The organism is Streptomyces sp. NPDC048643 (assembly GCF_040650615.1).
Lineage (GTDB): Bacteria > Actinomycetota > Actinomycetes > Streptomycetales > Streptomycetaceae > Streptomyces.
Genome location: NZ_JBEZHO010000071.1, coordinates 20,500 through 35,831 on the forward strand (window position 1 = coordinate 20,500; position 15,332 = coordinate 35,831).

Here is a 15,332-nt window from a genome sequence, read left to right on the forward strand (position 1 = left end):
GACCTCAGGTGCCTGGCGCAATGCCGCCGGGCCGACTGTCCGGTGACCGGCTGACGGCACCTTTCGAAAGGAACACCGACCGTGGGTAGACACACCATTGCTGTAGTGGGAGGAACTGGCCCGCAGGGCAAGGGCCTGGCCCTGCACTTCGCCCGAGCGGGCCGCGAAGTTGTCATTGGATCTCGCTCAGCCGAGCGCGCTGAGGAGGCCGCGCAGGAGATCCGCCACCGCATTGGCACCGGCGAGCACGTGCGAGGCCTCAGCAACGCGGCCGCCGTTCAAGCGGCCGGTGCCGTCGTGCTCGCGGTGCCGTGGGACGGCCACAAGGAGCTGGTGCGTGAACTTGCCCCGTACCTCGCCGGGAAGCTGGTGATCAGCTGCGTCAACCCGCTGGGTTTCGACAAGCGCGGCGCCTACGGGCTGGATGTCGAGGAGGGCAGCGCCGCGGAACAGACGCAGCAACTCGTCCCTGGCGCAGTCGTCGTCGGCGCATTCCACCACCTTTCCGCGGTGTCGCTGTGGGATGCCGAAGGGCCTCTGGAGCACGAGGACGTCTTGGTGGTCGGCGACGACCGGGACGCGAAGGAACAGGTCGCCGTTCTCGCCGCGACGATCACCGGGCGATCCGGAGTCGACGCCGGCGCGCTGCGCCTGGCACGCCAACTGGAGCCGCTCACTGCCGTGCTCATCGGCATCAACCGCCGCTACAAGACACGCTCCGGGGTCTCGATCTCGGGAATCCCGGCGTGATCCTCGAACTGCGCGAATACTTCGCGCTGCCGGATCGGGCCGAGGACCTCCACCGCCGTTTCGGTGACGAGACACTCGACCTCTTCGAACAGGTCGGACTGGACCTTCGCGGCTTCTGGCAAGCCGCTGACGAGCGGCGGCGGATCGTCTATCTCTGCGCGTTCGCAGACGTGGCCGTGGCTGTCGCCTTCTGGGAGGCCTTCCGCGCCGATCCGCGGTGGATCGAGCTCAAGGAACGCACCGAAGCGAACGGACCGTTGATCGAGAAGATCGAGAGCACCTACCTCGTCGAGCCCGACTACGTCGTCGCCCGCAAGTGACTCTCGGACCTTTCCGATGCCCTTGAGGGCGGCTGCGAATGACCAGCCGAAGGGCATTCAGGGTCTTGACCGGAGTGATTGACACTCCACCTGTTCCACATCGTGGACATAGATCCGAAGTGTGAATTGAGGCTCGATGATCAAGGGTATTCAGCTACACGCCTGGGCGGCCGGACCAAGCATCGTGGAGGTCGCCGAGGTCGCCGCCCGCACCTTCGAGACGATCTGGGTCACTGACCAGATGCAGTCGCGCGGCGTGGGCGCCGTCCTGGGCGCGATCGCCGCCCGCACCGGGGCGGGCGTGGGCACCGCGGTGACGTTCCCCTTCGGTCGCAACCCACTGGAACAGGCCTCCACCATGGCCACGTTGGCGGAGTTCATGCCGCCGGGGCGCCAGGTCAGCATGGGGATCGGCACGGGTGGCGGACTGGTGAGCGCCCTCATGGAGCGGCGCAGTCCCGTCGGCCGCGTCGCGGAGCTCATCAAAATCTGCCGGACCCTCTGGCGGGGCGACATCGTCCGACTGGGTGACTTCTCCCTCACCTGCGCGGACCTTGGCTTGCGCGAGGAGGCGCGCGTGTCGCTCGACTGGGTCGAACACCCCGCTGTGCGGATGATCGTCGCCGGCGCGGGACCCCAGGTCCTGGAAATGGCGGGCGAGCTGGCCGACGGCGTCATCTGCGCGAGCAACTTCCCGGCCCACAGCCTGGCAGCGTTCCGCAGCGGCCAGTTCGACACGGTCAGCAATCTCGATCGCCTCGAACGCGGCCGTGAGCGCAGCGACCGCGCCGAGTTCACCCGGATCTACGGCGTGAACCTCTCCGTCTCAGCGGACCGCGACCGTGCCACTGCCGCGGCGCGCAGACAGGCCACGCTGATCGTCGCGCAGCAGCCGCACGAAAGCCTGCAGCGGGCCGGCTTCGAGCAGTCCGACTACACGCCGACCCGGGAGGCGGTGAAAGCAGGCGTCAGCCTGCGCGAGGCCGCCGAACTGCTGCCCCAGGAGGTGGCTGACCAGCTCATCATCTCGGGCACGCCCACCGACTGCATCGACGCGCTCATGGAGCTGCTGGAGTACGCGCGTGGCGCGGGCTTCACCGAGGCGTACGTCGGGGCTCCCGTCGGCCCGGACCCGGCGGAAGCGGTGGAACTGCTCACCTCCAAGATCCTCCCGGAGATCCTGTGAGCGCCGGAGCGGACCAGGCCCCGGGACTGTGCCTGATGGAGAAGAACGGGACCGTGGCGACGGTGACGCTGAACCGACCCGACGCCCGCAACGCCCTCAACATCCCGCTGCTCCAGCAACTGGCCGCAACGCTTGAAGAGGCACGCGCCCACCGCACCGATGTACTGGTGCTACGGGCGCAGGGTACTGCCTTCTGCGCAGGAGCTGACATCCGCGCCGACGACGGCACCGCGATCGGACGACCCGGCCTGCGCCGACGGTTGATCGAGGAGGTCTGCGTCCTGATTGAATCCTTTCCCGCATCCATCGCCGCTGTTCAAGGACCGGCTGTCGGCGGGGGCTGGGCTCTGGCCACAGCCGCGACGGTGACCCTGGCGGCTCCCGAAGCGGCCTTTCGCTTTCCCGAACTCCGCCTCGGTTTTCTGCCCCCGGATGCGACAGTGCGGCGACTACGTGACTGTGTCGGGCCCACTCTGGCGTTCCGGCTGCTCGCCGCCGACGAACGCTTCAGCGCGGGCGACCTCGCCCGGCTAGGACTGGTCGAGGTTGTCACCGCCCACGACCTCGACAGCCGAGCGCGCCATCTCGCCGATCAGTTCGCCGCCGCGCCGTCCGACCTTCTCCACCACCTTCGGACCGCACTCACGACGTCAACTCGCTGACGACAGTGCCGACTCGGCCGTCCGAATCCCCTAGAAAGGCGACGATCATGCGCGCAAGCGCCTTCATGGACACCGAAGAACAAGCAGAACTACGAGCCACGGCCCGTAAGTTCCTCTCACGCCACGCACCGGAGCGCGACGTACAGATATGGGACGAAGACGGCTCCTACCCCGAACAGCTCTACCGCGAGATCGCGAAGCTCGGCTGGTACGACATGGTCACGGACGCCGACGAGCCCGTCGAGAACCTCGCCGGCCTGCTCACCGCCCTGTGCGAGGAGGTGGGCCGGGCCAGTTCAGACCTCGTAGCGCTGCTCAACCTCAACGTCAGCGGCATCCGCGACCTGGTCCGCTGGGGGACAGCCGACCAGCGGCAAACCTACTCGGCACCCGTACTCAGCGGCGACGGCCGCTTCGCGATAGGGGTGAGCGAACCCGACGTCGGCTCAGACGCCGCGAGCGTCGCCACGAGAGCCGAGCGCACCGACGGCGGTTGGGTCATCAACGGTCAGAAGACCTACTGCGAGGGCGCCGGACTGCCGGGCGCGGTCATGGAGCTCCTCGTCAAGGTCGGCGACAGCGGACGCAAACGAGACGACCTGGCCGTCTTCCTCGTACCTGCCGACCACGCGGGAGTCGAGGTCCGCCGCATGCCGGCACTGGGCCGCAACATCAGCGGCATCTACGAGGTGTTCCTGCACGACGTCCAGTTGCCCGACACCGCACTGCTCGGCCAACCGGGACAAGGCTGGCAGATCCTCAAAGAACGTCTCGTCCTGGAACGGATCATGATCAGCTCCGGCTTCCTCGGCAGCGTCGCCTCGGTACTCGACATGACCGTCGCCTATGCCAACGAGCGCATGCAGTTCGGCCAGAGCATCTCCTCCTACCAGGGAGTGAGCCTTCCCCTCGCGGAGATGTACGTCCGCATGGACGCCGCCCGATGCGCCGTACAGCGCGCGGCCGCACTCTTCGACGCCGGCCTCGCCTGCGAAACGGAGAGCACCATGGCCAAGTTCCTGACCGGGCAGATCTACGCCGAGGCATCGGCGCTGGCCATCCAGATCCAAGGCGCCTACGGCTACGTCCGCGACCACACCCTTCCCATGCACCACTCCGACGGAATCATCGCCCGGGTCGTCGCCGGCCCACCGTCCGTCCAGCTCAACTTCATCGCCCGCTCCATGGGACTGAGGGCCAGCTGATGGGCTCCGCCGTCCATGCGAGGAGGTCACGGTGACCAGCACATCCGTACGCCGAGCGCTGGCGAGGGCCCACGCGGGCAAGAGCATCGACCGCGAAGAAGCGGTCGCCCTCCTCGCAGCGCGGGGAGAGGACCTCAGCCGGCTGTGCGAAGTCGCGGCGTCCATCCGGTCGGCGGGGCTCCGGGACGCCGAACGGCCCGGAGTCGTGACGTACAGCAAGAAGGTGTTCGTCCCGCTCACGCGACTGTGCCGGGACCGCTGCCACTACTGCACCTTCGCCACCACCCCGGGCCAGGTTGAGCAGGCCTACCTCACCCCCGATCAGGTATTGGACATCGCCCGCGAGGGCGCCCGACTGGGCTGCAAGGAAGTCCTCTTCACGCTTGGCGACCGCCCGGAGGACCGCTGGCAGGCCGCCCGCGACTGGCTTGACGCCCGCGGTTACGAGGACACACTGTCCTACCTCCGCGCGATGGCGATCCTCGTCCTTGAGCAGACCGGGCTGATTCCGCACCTCAACCCCGGCGTGATGTCCTGGGCGGAACTCCAAAGACTCAAGCCCGTGGCCGGATCCATGGGGCTGATGCTGGAAACCACCGCGCGCTCGCTGTGGGCCGAACCGGGCGGCTGCCACTACGGCTCGCCCGACAAGGAACCGGCGCTACGGCTGCGGACCATCGAAGACGCCTCCCGGACCAACATCCCCTTCACGACAGGCATCTTGATCGGCATCGGCGAGAGTCCCGGCGACCGGGTCGACTCCCTGCTGGAGCTCCGCCGCCTTGCCCGCCAGTACGGCGCGATCCAGGAAGTGATCGTGCAGAATTTCCGATCCAAGCCGGGCACGGCCATGATGTCCACGCCCGACGCGGATCTGGAGGAGTACCTCGCCGTCATCGCGGTGGCACGGATCCTGCTCGGCCCCCGGATGCGGATCCAGGCCCCGCCCAACCTCACCGACGCTGAGGAACTGCGGCTCCTGCTCGCGGCAGGCGTGGACGACTGGGGCGGCGTTTCGCCGCTGACCCCGGATCATGTGAACCCGGAACGGCCGTGGCCGCAGTTGGAGCGGCTGGCGGAGCTGACCGCGGAAGCCGGCTTCGAACTGCGCGAGCGGCTGGCCGTGCAGCCGGAGTTCATACGTGCAGGCAGCCCGTGGGCCGACGCCCGGGTGCTACCGCACCTGGAGGCACTGGCGGACCCGGCCACAGGGCTGGCAGCAGATGTCCGTCCGTTGGGCCTGCCGTGGCAAGAGACTGCCGAAGTCGTTTCCTCCGGACGTACCGACCTGCATGTCGCGATCGATCAGGAGGGCCGACGAACCGGCGCACGCGGCGACTTCGACAATGCCTTTGGCGACTGGCAGGTACTGGCTGAGCAGCTCGACGACAGGTCGGCGTCGGGCGGGGCCCGGGGCACCGAGCGGCTGGACAGCGACGTGGCCGCAGCCCTGCGTGCGGCCGAGCACGACCCGGCGGGCCTCACCCATGATCAGGCACTGGCACTGGCGTACGCCGACGGGCCAGAGCTCGACGCACTGTGTCGGCTCGCCGACCAGGTTCGCCGCTCGGCCGTGGGCGACATCGTCACGTACGTGGTCAACCGCAACGTCAACTTCAGCAATGTCTGCTACGTCGGATGCCGATTCTGTGCGTTCGCCCAGCGAGCCACCGATGCAGACGCCTACCGCCTCTCCCTCGAGGAGGTTGGTGAGCGAGTTGAGCAGGCATGGGACGTTGGCGCGACGGAGATCTGTATGCAGGGCGGCATCGACCCCGCGCTGCCTAGCACCGTCCATCTCGACCTAGCCCGCGAGGTCAAGCGACGCCGTCCCGATATCCATCTGCACGCCTTCTCCCCCATGGAGATCATCAGTGGCGCCTCGCGTATGGGGATCTCTGTCGCCGAATGGCTGACCGAAGCACGCGCGGCGGGCGTCGACTCCCTGCCGGGCACAGCCGCCGAGATACTTGACGACGAGGTTCGCTGGGTGCTCACCAAAGGAAAGCTCCCAGCGTCGGAATGGCTCCGTGTTATCCGAACTGCGCACGAACTCGGCATCAGGACGACAGCAACCATGATGTACGGCCACGTCGACGAGCCGCGTCACTGGGTCAGCCACATGCGAACACTGGTTCACCTGCAACGGGACACGGGCGGGTTCACGGAGTTCGTACCGCTGCCGTTCGTACACCAGAGCTCACCCATCTATCTGGCCGGTATCGCCCGTCCAGGTCCCTCGCGCCGCGACAACCGTGCAGTCCACGCCTTGGCACGGCTGCTGATGCACGGGCAGATCGACAATATCGAGTGCTCTTGGGTGAAGCTCTCTCCCGACCAGTGTGAGGAGGTGCTGCGCGGCGGAGCCAATGATCTCGGCGGCACGCTGATGGAGGAGACGATCAGTCGGATGGCCGGTTCGACCAATGGGTCGATGAAGACGATCGCTGGGATCAAGGAACTGGCTGCCGCGGCAGGCCGGCCCACCCGTCAGCGCTCCACCACCTACGGTGACGTCACACCCGAACGAGCTCAAGCAGCGTGTCGTTTCGACACGGAAGTGCACCGCGTTGTGCCGCTCAGTGTCGGATTCGTCCGGTGACGCCATGGGAATGGGTGGTCGTCGTCCCGCAGAAGGACCTCCGGCTGGCGAAGAGTCGAATGGAACTGGAGGGGCAGGATCGCCGGCGAGTGGCCCGCGCGCTCTTTCGCGACACGGTGGTGGCCGCACGCGCGACTCCCGGGGTCTGCGCAGTGGTCGTCGTCCTCGACCGGGCCCGGGACCTGGCCGCGGTCGAGGACCTCGGTGTACACGCTGTCCTGGCTCCGGGCTCCGGCCTCAACGCGGCGCTGGCCCAGGGTGAACGGGCGGCGCGGGCGCTCCGTCCACGTTGCGGCGTGGCCGCGCTGCCCGCAGACCTTCCGCTCATCGAACCCGCCCTCCTTGGTCATACCCTTGCCCTGGCACGCACCCGGGACCGGACATTCATCACCGACGCAGACCATCGTGGCACCACGTTGCTGACGGCGGCGCCGGGACATTCACTGCACTCGGCGTACGGCATCGGTTCGCGAGAGGCCCATCTCCGGACCGGCGCCTTCGAACTGACCGGCCCTCGCTTCGCACCACTGCGACTCGACGTTGACCATCTCGACCATCTGATGCTCGTCGCACCGATCGCGCACCACGTGAACCTGGCCCAGGAGCTCGCCCGGCTCGAGTCCGGCGCGCTGGCCGCAATGCCCCTTCTTGGAGTACAGCCATGAGTCTGCTGAGCGAGCGAGCCGCGATCGTCACGGGCGGAGCCCAGGGCATCGGACTGTCGATTGTCGAGACATTCCTGCGTGAGGGCGCGCGAGTGGTCATCGCCGACCTTGACGCTGACTCCGGTCGTCGCGCTGCCGAACTCCTCGACGCGGGGGACAACGTCACGGTTGTGGCCTGCGACGTCACTGACGCCGGTGATGTCCAGGCCGCTATCGACCGGTGCGTCTCCACGTATGGCAGCCTCGACATCATGGTCAACAATGCGGGCATCACCCGTGACGCGACCATGCGCACGATGATTGAGGCGCAGTTCGATCAGGTGATCGATGTCCATCTCAAGGGCTGTTGGAACGGCACCCGCCTGGCCGCCGCGGTGATGCGTGAACAAGGTTCCGGTACCGTCGTGAACCTCTCCTCGATTTCCGGCAAGGTCGGTTTCGTCGGCCAGACCAACTACTCGGCTGCCAAGGCGGGCATCGTCGGCCTCACCAAGGCCGCGGCCAAGGAGATGGCACATCATGGGGTACGGGTGAACGCCATCGCGCCAGGCCTGATCCGCTCGCCGATGACCGAGGCCATGCCGGCACCCATCTGGGAGGCCAAACTGGCTGAGATTCCGATGCAACGGGTCGGCGAGGCCTCAGAGGTGGCGTCGGTGGCGCTCTTCCTCGCATCGAACCTGTCGTCCTACGTCACGGGCACGGTCATGGAAGTAGCCGGAGGTCGCTACATGTGATGACTGCCAACAAGCAGGACCCCGGGTATGCGGCGGACGCTGTGTCTCGCCGCGGACGCGTCGGAGAGAATCCAGCCTCTCGCTGAAGGCCGGGTCGTACCCTCACGTTTCGCGCAACGGCACGGCTCTCCAGCCGGGGCGGTGCGGCAGGAACGGTTTGATCGTCGTTCTCCTCAGGGGGCCGACCTCCAGTCGGGGATGTCTTCGAAGCGGACGTCGTAGCGGTCTTGGTCGGGCAGGAGCGAATCGAGTTCGGCTTCGCCTCGACTGATGGCGGCTAGCTGTTTGAAATAGCCGAACCCCTCGATGCCTGGGTTGAGGACGACAACTACGTCCGCCACCTCACCCTCCGCGGCCCCGAAGGCGTGCGCCAGGCCTGGCGGGATGATGACGAGACCGCTCCGGGGCGCTGGGACTGACGAAAGCTGTCGGCTCTCGTACGATCCCGCTTCAGGTGGGGTGACGAGGGGGGTGCGGCCAGTGCGCCGCTTTGTGATTGTTGTGATCAGCGCGGTCATGGTGATGACGGTCGGAGGTTGTTCGACGGACAAGGGCACGCGTCGGCCGGCGCGTCAGAGCGCGACGGCCACCTCCGGGGCGTGGCAGCCGGCGGGCCACACCGGCATCCCCGGGAACCTGTACGGCGTGGTGGCTACCGGCGCGCACGACGCGTGGGTGGTGGGAGACGAGAGCGACGAGCCGGTCGTCATGCGGTGGCGCGGCGGGACGTGGACGGGTGTCGAGGTGCCCGGGCGGCTCGGCCTGAACAGCCTGCGCGTCGTCGCGGCCTCGGGGCCGGGTGACGTGTGGGTCTTCGGTGCAGCGGGGGTGGCCGCCGGCAGTGAGTCCCGGGCGGCACGGTGGAACGGTAGCCAGTGGACACTCGCCTGGCGTGAGCGCAACTCCTTGGTGGATGCGGCAACCGTCGCGGGACCCGGCGACGTGTGGGTGGCGGCGCGGCGGCCGGGCGGTGACGGCACCTGTCGTTCGTTCCTCCGGCACCGTACGGCTGCGGGCTGGTCGGCCGTCGCCCTGCCGTCGGTGGTGTGCGTGCATGCCCTGCACGCCCTGTCGCCTCACGATGTCTGGGCCGTGGGCGAGGGCCGGGGTAGACCGGTGACTCTGCACTGGGACGGGCACAGGTGGCGCACGGTGGCGTTGCCGCCCGAGGTTGCGGGGCCAACCGGAGAGCTGCGCGGTCTCGCCGCACAGTCGCCGACGCAGCTCTGGGCGGTAGGTCGCACGGGTCGAATGGGGAGCGTCGTCGGGCCCATCGCGGTGCGCTGGGACGGGCACAAGTGGGTGAGTGTGGTCGGATCCGGCGTCGTCGGGAAGTTCGCCAACGCTGCAGCCGACGGGCATGGCGGGGTCTTCGTCTCCGCGTTCTCCGCGAGCGGAGACGATCTGCTCTTCCACTACGACGCCCGGCAGTGGTCGAGCGAACATGTCGCCTCCGGCCACTCGATCACCGGGCTTGCCGTGATCCCCGGCACGTCCCAGGTCGTTGCCGTGGGCATCTGCTGCGAAGGCTACGACGAGGACACCAGTGGCAAGATCTGGATGCGCCGTTGACGATCCACGGCTGTTCACCGCCTGACTCGGGTGCTGTTCCGCGGCAGGGCCGACATGCCGTAGCGGTACAGGAGTTGCGAGTAGTCGGTCAGGCAACTCCTGTCAGCGCGGGCACAGCGTGCGGCGACGCCTATCCGGCCCCTTGACCCCTGCTGGTCCAGACCAATAGTTTCTCGTGCAGGTAAGTCCACTGCTCCGTACGGCACATGCACCACGCCTCAGAGGAATGAGCTCCGTTATGCGCCTGCGCCCGCGTCCTCGTCCGCGCCGAAGACTTCTCTCCCGGGCGGCCGTTGCCGTCACCTCGTTCTCCCTGCTCGCCGCTTTCGCGCCTGCCGCCGCCGCCCACGGTGACCACCATCGCGACACCCTGCGTCGCGTCGGCTACTTCACCCAGTGGGGCGTCTACGGGCGTGACTTCCAGGTACAGGATCTGGACCGCAGCGGCGCCGCCGCCCGGCTCACCCACATCAACTACGCGTTCGGCAACATCGGCACCGACGGGAAATGCCTCATGGGCAACGTCCCCGGTGAGTCCGATCCTTGGGCCGACTACCAGCGACCGCTGGATGCCGAGAACTCGGTGGACGGCATCGCCGACAACGACACCCAGGCCCTCGCGGGCAACTTCAACCAGCTGCGGGAACTCAAGGCAGCGCACCCCGGCCTCAAGGTGATGATCTCGCTGGGCGGTTGGTCGTGGTCGACCAACTTCTCGGACTCCGTCCGTACGCCCGCCGCCCGCAAGGCACTGGTGGCCTCCTGCGTCGACCTCTATCTCAAGGGCAATCTGCCGCAGGACGGCGCCCGCGGCGGCGCCGGTGCCGCCGCGGGCATCTTCGACGGCGTCGACCTGGACTGGGAGTGGCCTGGCTCCGAGGGCGACACGGACACCGTGTACCGCCCGGAGGACAAGCGGAACTACACAGCGCTCGTCGCGGAGTTCCGCCGACAGCTCGACGCCTACGGGCGCACCCGCCACCACCACTACGAGCTGTCCGCCTTCGTCCCGACCGCACCCGCCAAGATCGACGCCGGGTTCGAGGTCGGCAAGATCATGAAGGACTTCGACTTCGTCAACCTCCAGGGCTACGACTTCCACGTCAGCGGCGAGAAGACGACGGCCCAGCAGTCCGCCCTCTACGCTCGCGACGACTTCAGCGTCGACGGCACGGTGGACGCGTGGCTGCGGCGCGGCGCCCCCGCCCGCAAGCTCGTCGTCGGCATGCCGTTCTACGGTCAGGGCTGGACCGGTGTCAGCGGCGGCGGCGACGGCCTGGGCCAGCCGGCCACGGCACCCGCTCCGGCCAAGTGGGCCAACGGCTACGCCGACTACAAGGAGCTGAAGGCCTTGGCGGACACGGGCCCGTACCGACTGCACCGCGATCCACGCGGCGGCCACGCCTGGCTCTTCGACGGAACGACCCTGTGGACCTACGACGATCCGCAGGTACTCGCGCTGAAGTCCCGCTATGTCCGGGCCAGGGGGCTCGGCGGCGCGATGTTCTGGTCCCTGGACGGCGATACCCCTGACGGGGAACTCGTCCGGACCGTCGACCGCGCCCTCGGGCGCTGAGCCTCGTGCGGGGCGGCCTCACACCGGCCGCCCCGCACCGCGGCGCGGGGGCAGCGGGACCTCGACGAACAACAGCAACACATCGGTGGGCAGCAGCTACTGCGTTTGCAGCAGCCGAGTAAGGCGCGATGGCGCACGCGGGCCCGGCTCCCGATCAACCCCGCGGCGCCGACCGGTCCAGCAGATCCCACATCGGCGGCACCTCGCCCGGGGCGCTGCGCCGTACGTACGCCTGCGGGATCAGTACCCCGCGGGGCAGCGTGAGGAGGGCGTAGAGGACCGGGCCGGGCCGTAGCCCGTGATTCTGTTCTGTTCCAGGTCGGCGATCATTGCCGCCCGCGCGGCGGCCGTACCCGTCACAGCCGCCGATGAGGTGGTGGCGCAGGTGTCGGTCATGCGGGGGTCTCGCGCTTCTCGCTGTCCCGCTCGGAAGTGATCTGGTAGGACAACAACTGCTGGAACAGACCTGGCTGTTGGGAGAGTTCAGCGTAGGTGCCTTCCTGGACGATGCGGCCTTCGTCGAGGACCACGACGCGGTCGGCGATGGCGACGTTGGTGATGCGGTGGGTCACCAGCAGTACCGCCCGATCCCGGGCGAGGCTCCTCAGCCGCTGGAAGATGCGGTACTCGGCGCGGGGATCCAGGTTCGCCGTCGGCTCGTCGAGGACCAGCAGACCGGCCTGGCGGAAGAACGCTCTCGCCAGGGCGATCCGCTGCCACTGGCCGCCGCTGAGTTCCTCCCCGTTGAGCCACTCGCGGGCCAGGAGGGTGTCCAGGCCGGCGCCGAGCCTGTCGACGACTTCGTCGGCGTCGGCCGCCTTGCACGCCTCGTGGACCGCCGCGTCACCGCGGGCCGTGGGCTGTCCCTGCGTCACGTTCTCGCGGACGGTCAGTGGCCAGTGCGCGTAGTCCTGCGGCACGAGGGCGACTTGCTGCCACAGCGCCTGGGGGTCGCAGTCTCCGGTGGGCACCCCGTCCCACAGCACCTGTCCGTCTGTGGGCAGGTAGAGGCCGCTGACCAGCTTGGACAGGGTCGACTTGCCGGAGCCGTTGAAGCCCACCAATGCGGTGACCTGGCCACGGCGCAGGGTGAGGGAGACGTCGGACAGTGCGTCGCTGTCCTTGCCGGCGTAGCGGTGGGTGACCGATGTGACCTCGATCGTCTCCGGCGGCTCGGGACAGCGTGGGCCCCGTCGCATACGGAAGCCGCCGGCCTTGTCGAGGAAGCCGGTCCAGTCGTCCATGTACAGCCCTGTACGGACGGCGCGTGCGCCGACGGCCACCAGGCCGCGGACCGACATGCCGACCGTCTGCAAGGCGAAGACGGCCGTGCCGGCACGGCCGACACTGATCCGGCCGGTCGCGAGCAGCCACACGACCGCCGCCCACACCACCGCCGACCCCAGCCCTCCGCAGACCGCGCCGAGCAGGGACATCCGGGCGCCCTGGTCGGCCGCGGCCCGGTCCTCCCGGTTGATCCGGGCGACCGTCTGCCGATACCGGCCGGACAGGAAGTCGGCCATGGTTCCGGCGCGGATCTGGTCGGCGGCATCCTTGGTGTAGATGTGCCAGCGCAGCACGGCCAGCATCCGGTTGTCGCCGTTGCTGCGGAGGTTCGCCAGGTAGCGGACACGCGCGGCGCTCACCTGTGCCAGGGCCTGCGGAAGGCTGGCTGCGACCAGGAGGGGGAGCAGGACCCAGTGCACGCCGGTCAGGACGATCGCCCCGGCGAGGAAGCTGGCGCCCGAGGCGATCAGGTCCTGGCCCTCGTTGATCAGGTCGCCGGTGACCTGGGCACCGCGGTCAGCCGCTTCCCGGTCGCGGTTGAAGGCAGGATCGTCGTACGCGCACAGTTCGGCCTCGGCGCAGCCGGTCAGCAGCATCTGCTCGGCCTCGCGGGACATCAGCGGACCCAGCCGGGAGGACAGCCAACTGACGGTAATGCCGAGGACTGTGCGCACGCCGGCCGCACCGGCGAGCAGGGCGACGGAGGGCCACGCCTCGAGGATCCGGTGATAGACGTCCCCATCACGCAGCAGAGCGGTCAGCGTGCCCGCGATGGCGACCAGGCCCAGGGCCTGCATCACGCCCGTGACGGTCTGGCACAGCAGGAGGCCGACCGTGGCTCGTCGGTCGACGCGCCAGGCAAGAGCCAGTGAGCGGCGCACCAGTTGCGGCAGGCGTCGGGCCATGTCGCGCATCCGGATGGAGCGGCCGGCCGCCTCGCTGCTGCCGTACAGATCGACGTACCGCATCTGCGGCTCGCCCGTGGGCGGTTGGGAGGCGTCAGCCGACTCGGTGGTGACGGTGGGGGACGTTGCCGTGCTGCGCTGACCCGGAACACTGTCGGCTGATGCGTCGGTGGGTTCGCTCATGCTGTCCGCCCCGTACCCGGGCCTGATGAGTAACGGAATTGGCTGACACGACGCTTCGTCGTGAGGATGAGCCGGGGCCCGGCTTCGGGGGACTGATGGGCGGGAGTGGGGGCGGGTGTCATGGCGTAGCTCCATCTGGCGGTGAAGGGGCTTCGGAAGATCGGGGTGCCAACTGCGTGGTGACGTCGGTGTGTTGCCGGTTTTGAGATAGTGCCGGGATTAACGGTCAGGCAGGCCGGATCGAACACACGTGTTTGAGACGAAGCCGGTTCCGTGCAAGGACGCCGAACGCTCCTCGTGCAGGGTGCATGCACCCTTGAGGCGTGCAGGTCTCGCCCTTGCAGGGTGCTGGCCGAAACGCCGTCGTTGATACACGTGTGGCGGACGGGGTTCACCGTTGGGTGCGGGTGCGGGTGCTTGAGCGCTGGCGGAGTTGCTGACTGATCAGCTCGACAGTGCCGTGGGTGTGCCTTCGCTCATGTGGGATGAAAGCCCGGGGGAGTGCGAGGTGAATAGCCTCTCGCTGAGCGCTTCATGAGCCCCTCCTGCGCTCCCCATTACGCCCTGCTCGGCATCTGAGCCGAGCCTTACCTTGAGAAGGCCTTACTTCATCAGTGGGCTGGGCCAGGTCGCCCTCGCGATCCGGTGGCTGGGGGTCACCGAATCACCCGGTCGACCTGGCCCGTACAGATGAAATGAGGTGCAAGGTGAAAAAAGGACGTGCCCCAGGCAAGTGGGGCTCAGTTCGGGATCTGACGAAGCGACTGGGGATTGCATTGGGCGCTCGCGCTCTCTGGACCTTGGCCGTGCGGCTGATCCACCACCACTAGGTGCTTCGGGTTCTGTGATGCAACCCCCAGGCGTCACATCACCTTGAGTGCCGATGATCGCTCCCAACGCCCTCAGGCGTTGGGAGCGATGTGCGTTGTCGATCAGAGTCGTCGGGCGGAGAAGGACTCTGGGGGACGGGGGTGGACTCCCACAGGCCCTCACTCCTCCAGGATCATGGACCCTTCCAGGCTGCAGAGACAGTTGTGATCGACCCGAGAACGATGAGGCCGCCAGACCTCACATTCAGATTCCTAGGCCGTTGCCCGCCGGACCTGGTAGTCCCAGCGGGTGAGTGACCGGACGACGGTCTCCGCGCCAATGGGGTTGGCGCTGTGTACGAAGACCGTGCCGATCTGGAAGGGGCGCCCGTTGAAAGCGGCTTCTTCCATGAGCGTCACCACGGGCAAGATGCTGTCGTCACCGCCGAGGTCGTGGTCGAGCCAGAGTTCGTCGATGAAGCTGTCGCGGTGCTCTTGCAGGAGCTCGATACCTTCGCCGCTGTTGCGCGCGATCCGCGTAGTCCAGGGCAGTGCCCGGAGGTCGTCTATGCCGAGGATGACGGGCGTTGGGGCGGCCGATTCTTCTCTCACCCGAGCATTATCAGGGCACGGCCGCGACTGGCTCCGGCGGCGTGATCGCCGAACTGGGTCGGCCTAGTTCTCGAAGGTGGCACCTCGGTGTCAGCAGCTGATACGGAAGTCAACGGTCAGAAGGGGTGTTGCTCACTGTGGGCGTCGAGGGCATCGGTGTAGCGCTTTGACTTGCTCCTCGGGCTGAAGCCCGAGGATTCTGGCCTTCTCGACTTGTTGCTGTGCCGCTACGCGGCACGGGCTTGGGTCGGGAGTCCGTGG

At 67.9% G+C, this 15,332-nt stretch carries 13 protein-coding genes; 10 read left to right on the forward strand and 3 right to left on the reverse strand.

Going from position 1 to position 15,332, the window contains the following annotated elements; all coding sequences use genetic code 11:
- Nucleotides 1–81 precede the first annotated feature (81 nt).
- The 8 genes from npdG to fabG all read left to right on the forward strand — a co-directional run bounded on the left by npdG (nucleotide 82) and on the right by fabG (nucleotide 8,127).
- A complete protein-coding gene (gene npdG, locus AB0C62_RS39150; RefSeq protein ID WP_362981645.1) occupies nucleotides 82–750 on the forward strand; it encodes an NADPH-dependent F420 reductase in 669 nt (222 codons plus the stop codon).
- Nucleotides 747–1,070, forward strand: a complete 324-nt coding sequence (locus tag AB0C62_RS39155) for an NIPSNAP family protein (protein WP_362981647.1) — start codon at nucleotides 747–749, stop codon at nucleotides 1,068–1,070. Before npdG ends, AB0C62_RS39155 begins: the two co-directional genes overlap by 4 nt.
- A 136-nt stretch (nucleotides 1,071–1,206) precedes the next feature.
- A complete protein-coding gene (locus AB0C62_RS39160; protein WP_362981649.1) occupies nucleotides 1,207–2,256 on the forward strand; it encodes an LLM class flavin-dependent oxidoreductase in 1,050 nt (349 codons plus the stop codon).
- A 35-nt stretch (nucleotides 2,257–2,291) separates the two neighbouring features.
- The gene (locus AB0C62_RS39165; protein WP_362981651.1) at nucleotides 2,292–2,918 is read left to right on the forward strand and encodes an enoyl-CoA hydratase/isomerase family protein; all 627 of its coding nucleotides are present in this window, start codon (nucleotides 2,292–2,294) and stop codon (nucleotides 2,916–2,918) included.
- 47 nt (nucleotides 2,919–2,965) lie between these two features.
- Nucleotides 2,966–4,123 (forward strand): acyl-CoA dehydrogenase family protein, encoded by a 1,158-nt coding sequence (locus tag AB0C62_RS39170; RefSeq protein ID WP_362981653.1) that lies wholly within the window; start codon nucleotides 2,966–2,968, stop codon nucleotides 4,121–4,123.
- 31 nt (nucleotides 4,124–4,154) lie between these two features.
- The gene (locus tag AB0C62_RS39175; RefSeq protein WP_362981655.1) at nucleotides 4,155–6,725 is read left to right on the forward strand and encodes a bifunctional FO biosynthesis protein CofGH; all 2,571 of its coding nucleotides are present in this window, start codon (nucleotides 4,155–4,157) and stop codon (nucleotides 6,723–6,725) included.
- Nucleotides 6,722–7,390, forward strand: coding sequence for a 2-phospho-L-lactate guanylyltransferase (gene cofC / locus AB0C62_RS39180; protein WP_362981657.1), 669 nt, complete (start codon nucleotides 6,722–6,724; stop codon nucleotides 7,388–7,390). The genes AB0C62_RS39175 and cofC overlap by 4 nt, the downstream gene beginning before the upstream one ends.
- Complete coding sequence (gene fabG / locus AB0C62_RS39185; RefSeq protein WP_362981659.1) at nucleotides 7,387–8,127, forward strand: 3-oxoacyl-ACP reductase FabG; 741 nt, start codon at nucleotides 7,387–7,389, stop codon at nucleotides 8,125–8,127. Before cofC ends, fabG begins: the two co-directional genes overlap by 4 nt.
- Before the next feature lie 173 nt (nucleotides 8,128–8,300).
- On the opposite strand, the gene AB0C62_RS39190 is transcribed toward fabG, so the two are convergent.
- Entirely contained in the window at nucleotides 8,301–8,645 is a 345-nt protein-coding gene (locus AB0C62_RS39190) for a hypothetical protein (protein WP_362981661.1), read from the reverse strand.
- Here AB0C62_RS39190 and AB0C62_RS39195 point away from each other — a divergent pair.
- Together AB0C62_RS39195 and AB0C62_RS39200 are read left to right on the forward strand one after the other, a co-directional pair.
- A complete protein-coding gene (locus AB0C62_RS39195) occupies nucleotides 8,644–9,699 on the forward strand; it encodes a hypothetical protein (RefSeq protein ID WP_362981663.1) in 1,056 nt (351 codons plus the stop codon). The genes AB0C62_RS39190 and AB0C62_RS39195 overlap by 2 nt on opposite strands.
- Before the next feature lie 238 nt (nucleotides 9,700–9,937).
- A complete protein-coding gene (locus AB0C62_RS39200) occupies nucleotides 9,938–11,275 on the forward strand; it encodes a glycoside hydrolase family 18 protein (RefSeq protein WP_362981665.1) in 1,338 nt (445 codons plus the stop codon).
- A gap of 392 nt (nucleotides 11,276–11,667) precedes the next feature.
- Here the strand turns inward: AB0C62_RS39200 and AB0C62_RS39205 are convergent, their stop codons facing one another.
- Together AB0C62_RS39205 and AB0C62_RS39210 are read right to left on the reverse strand one after the other, a co-directional pair.
- Complete coding sequence (locus AB0C62_RS39205) at nucleotides 11,668–13,530, reverse strand: ABC transporter ATP-binding protein (RefSeq protein ID WP_362981671.1); 1,863 nt, start codon at nucleotides 13,528–13,530, stop codon at nucleotides 11,668–11,670.
- Between the two features lie 1,202 nt (nucleotides 13,531–14,732).
- Nucleotides 14,733–15,071 (reverse strand): cyclic-phosphate processing receiver domain-containing protein, encoded by a 339-nt coding sequence (locus AB0C62_RS39210; RefSeq protein WP_362981667.1) that lies wholly within the window; start codon nucleotides 15,069–15,071, stop codon nucleotides 14,733–14,735.
- Nucleotides 15,072–15,332: the final 261 nt, after the last annotated feature.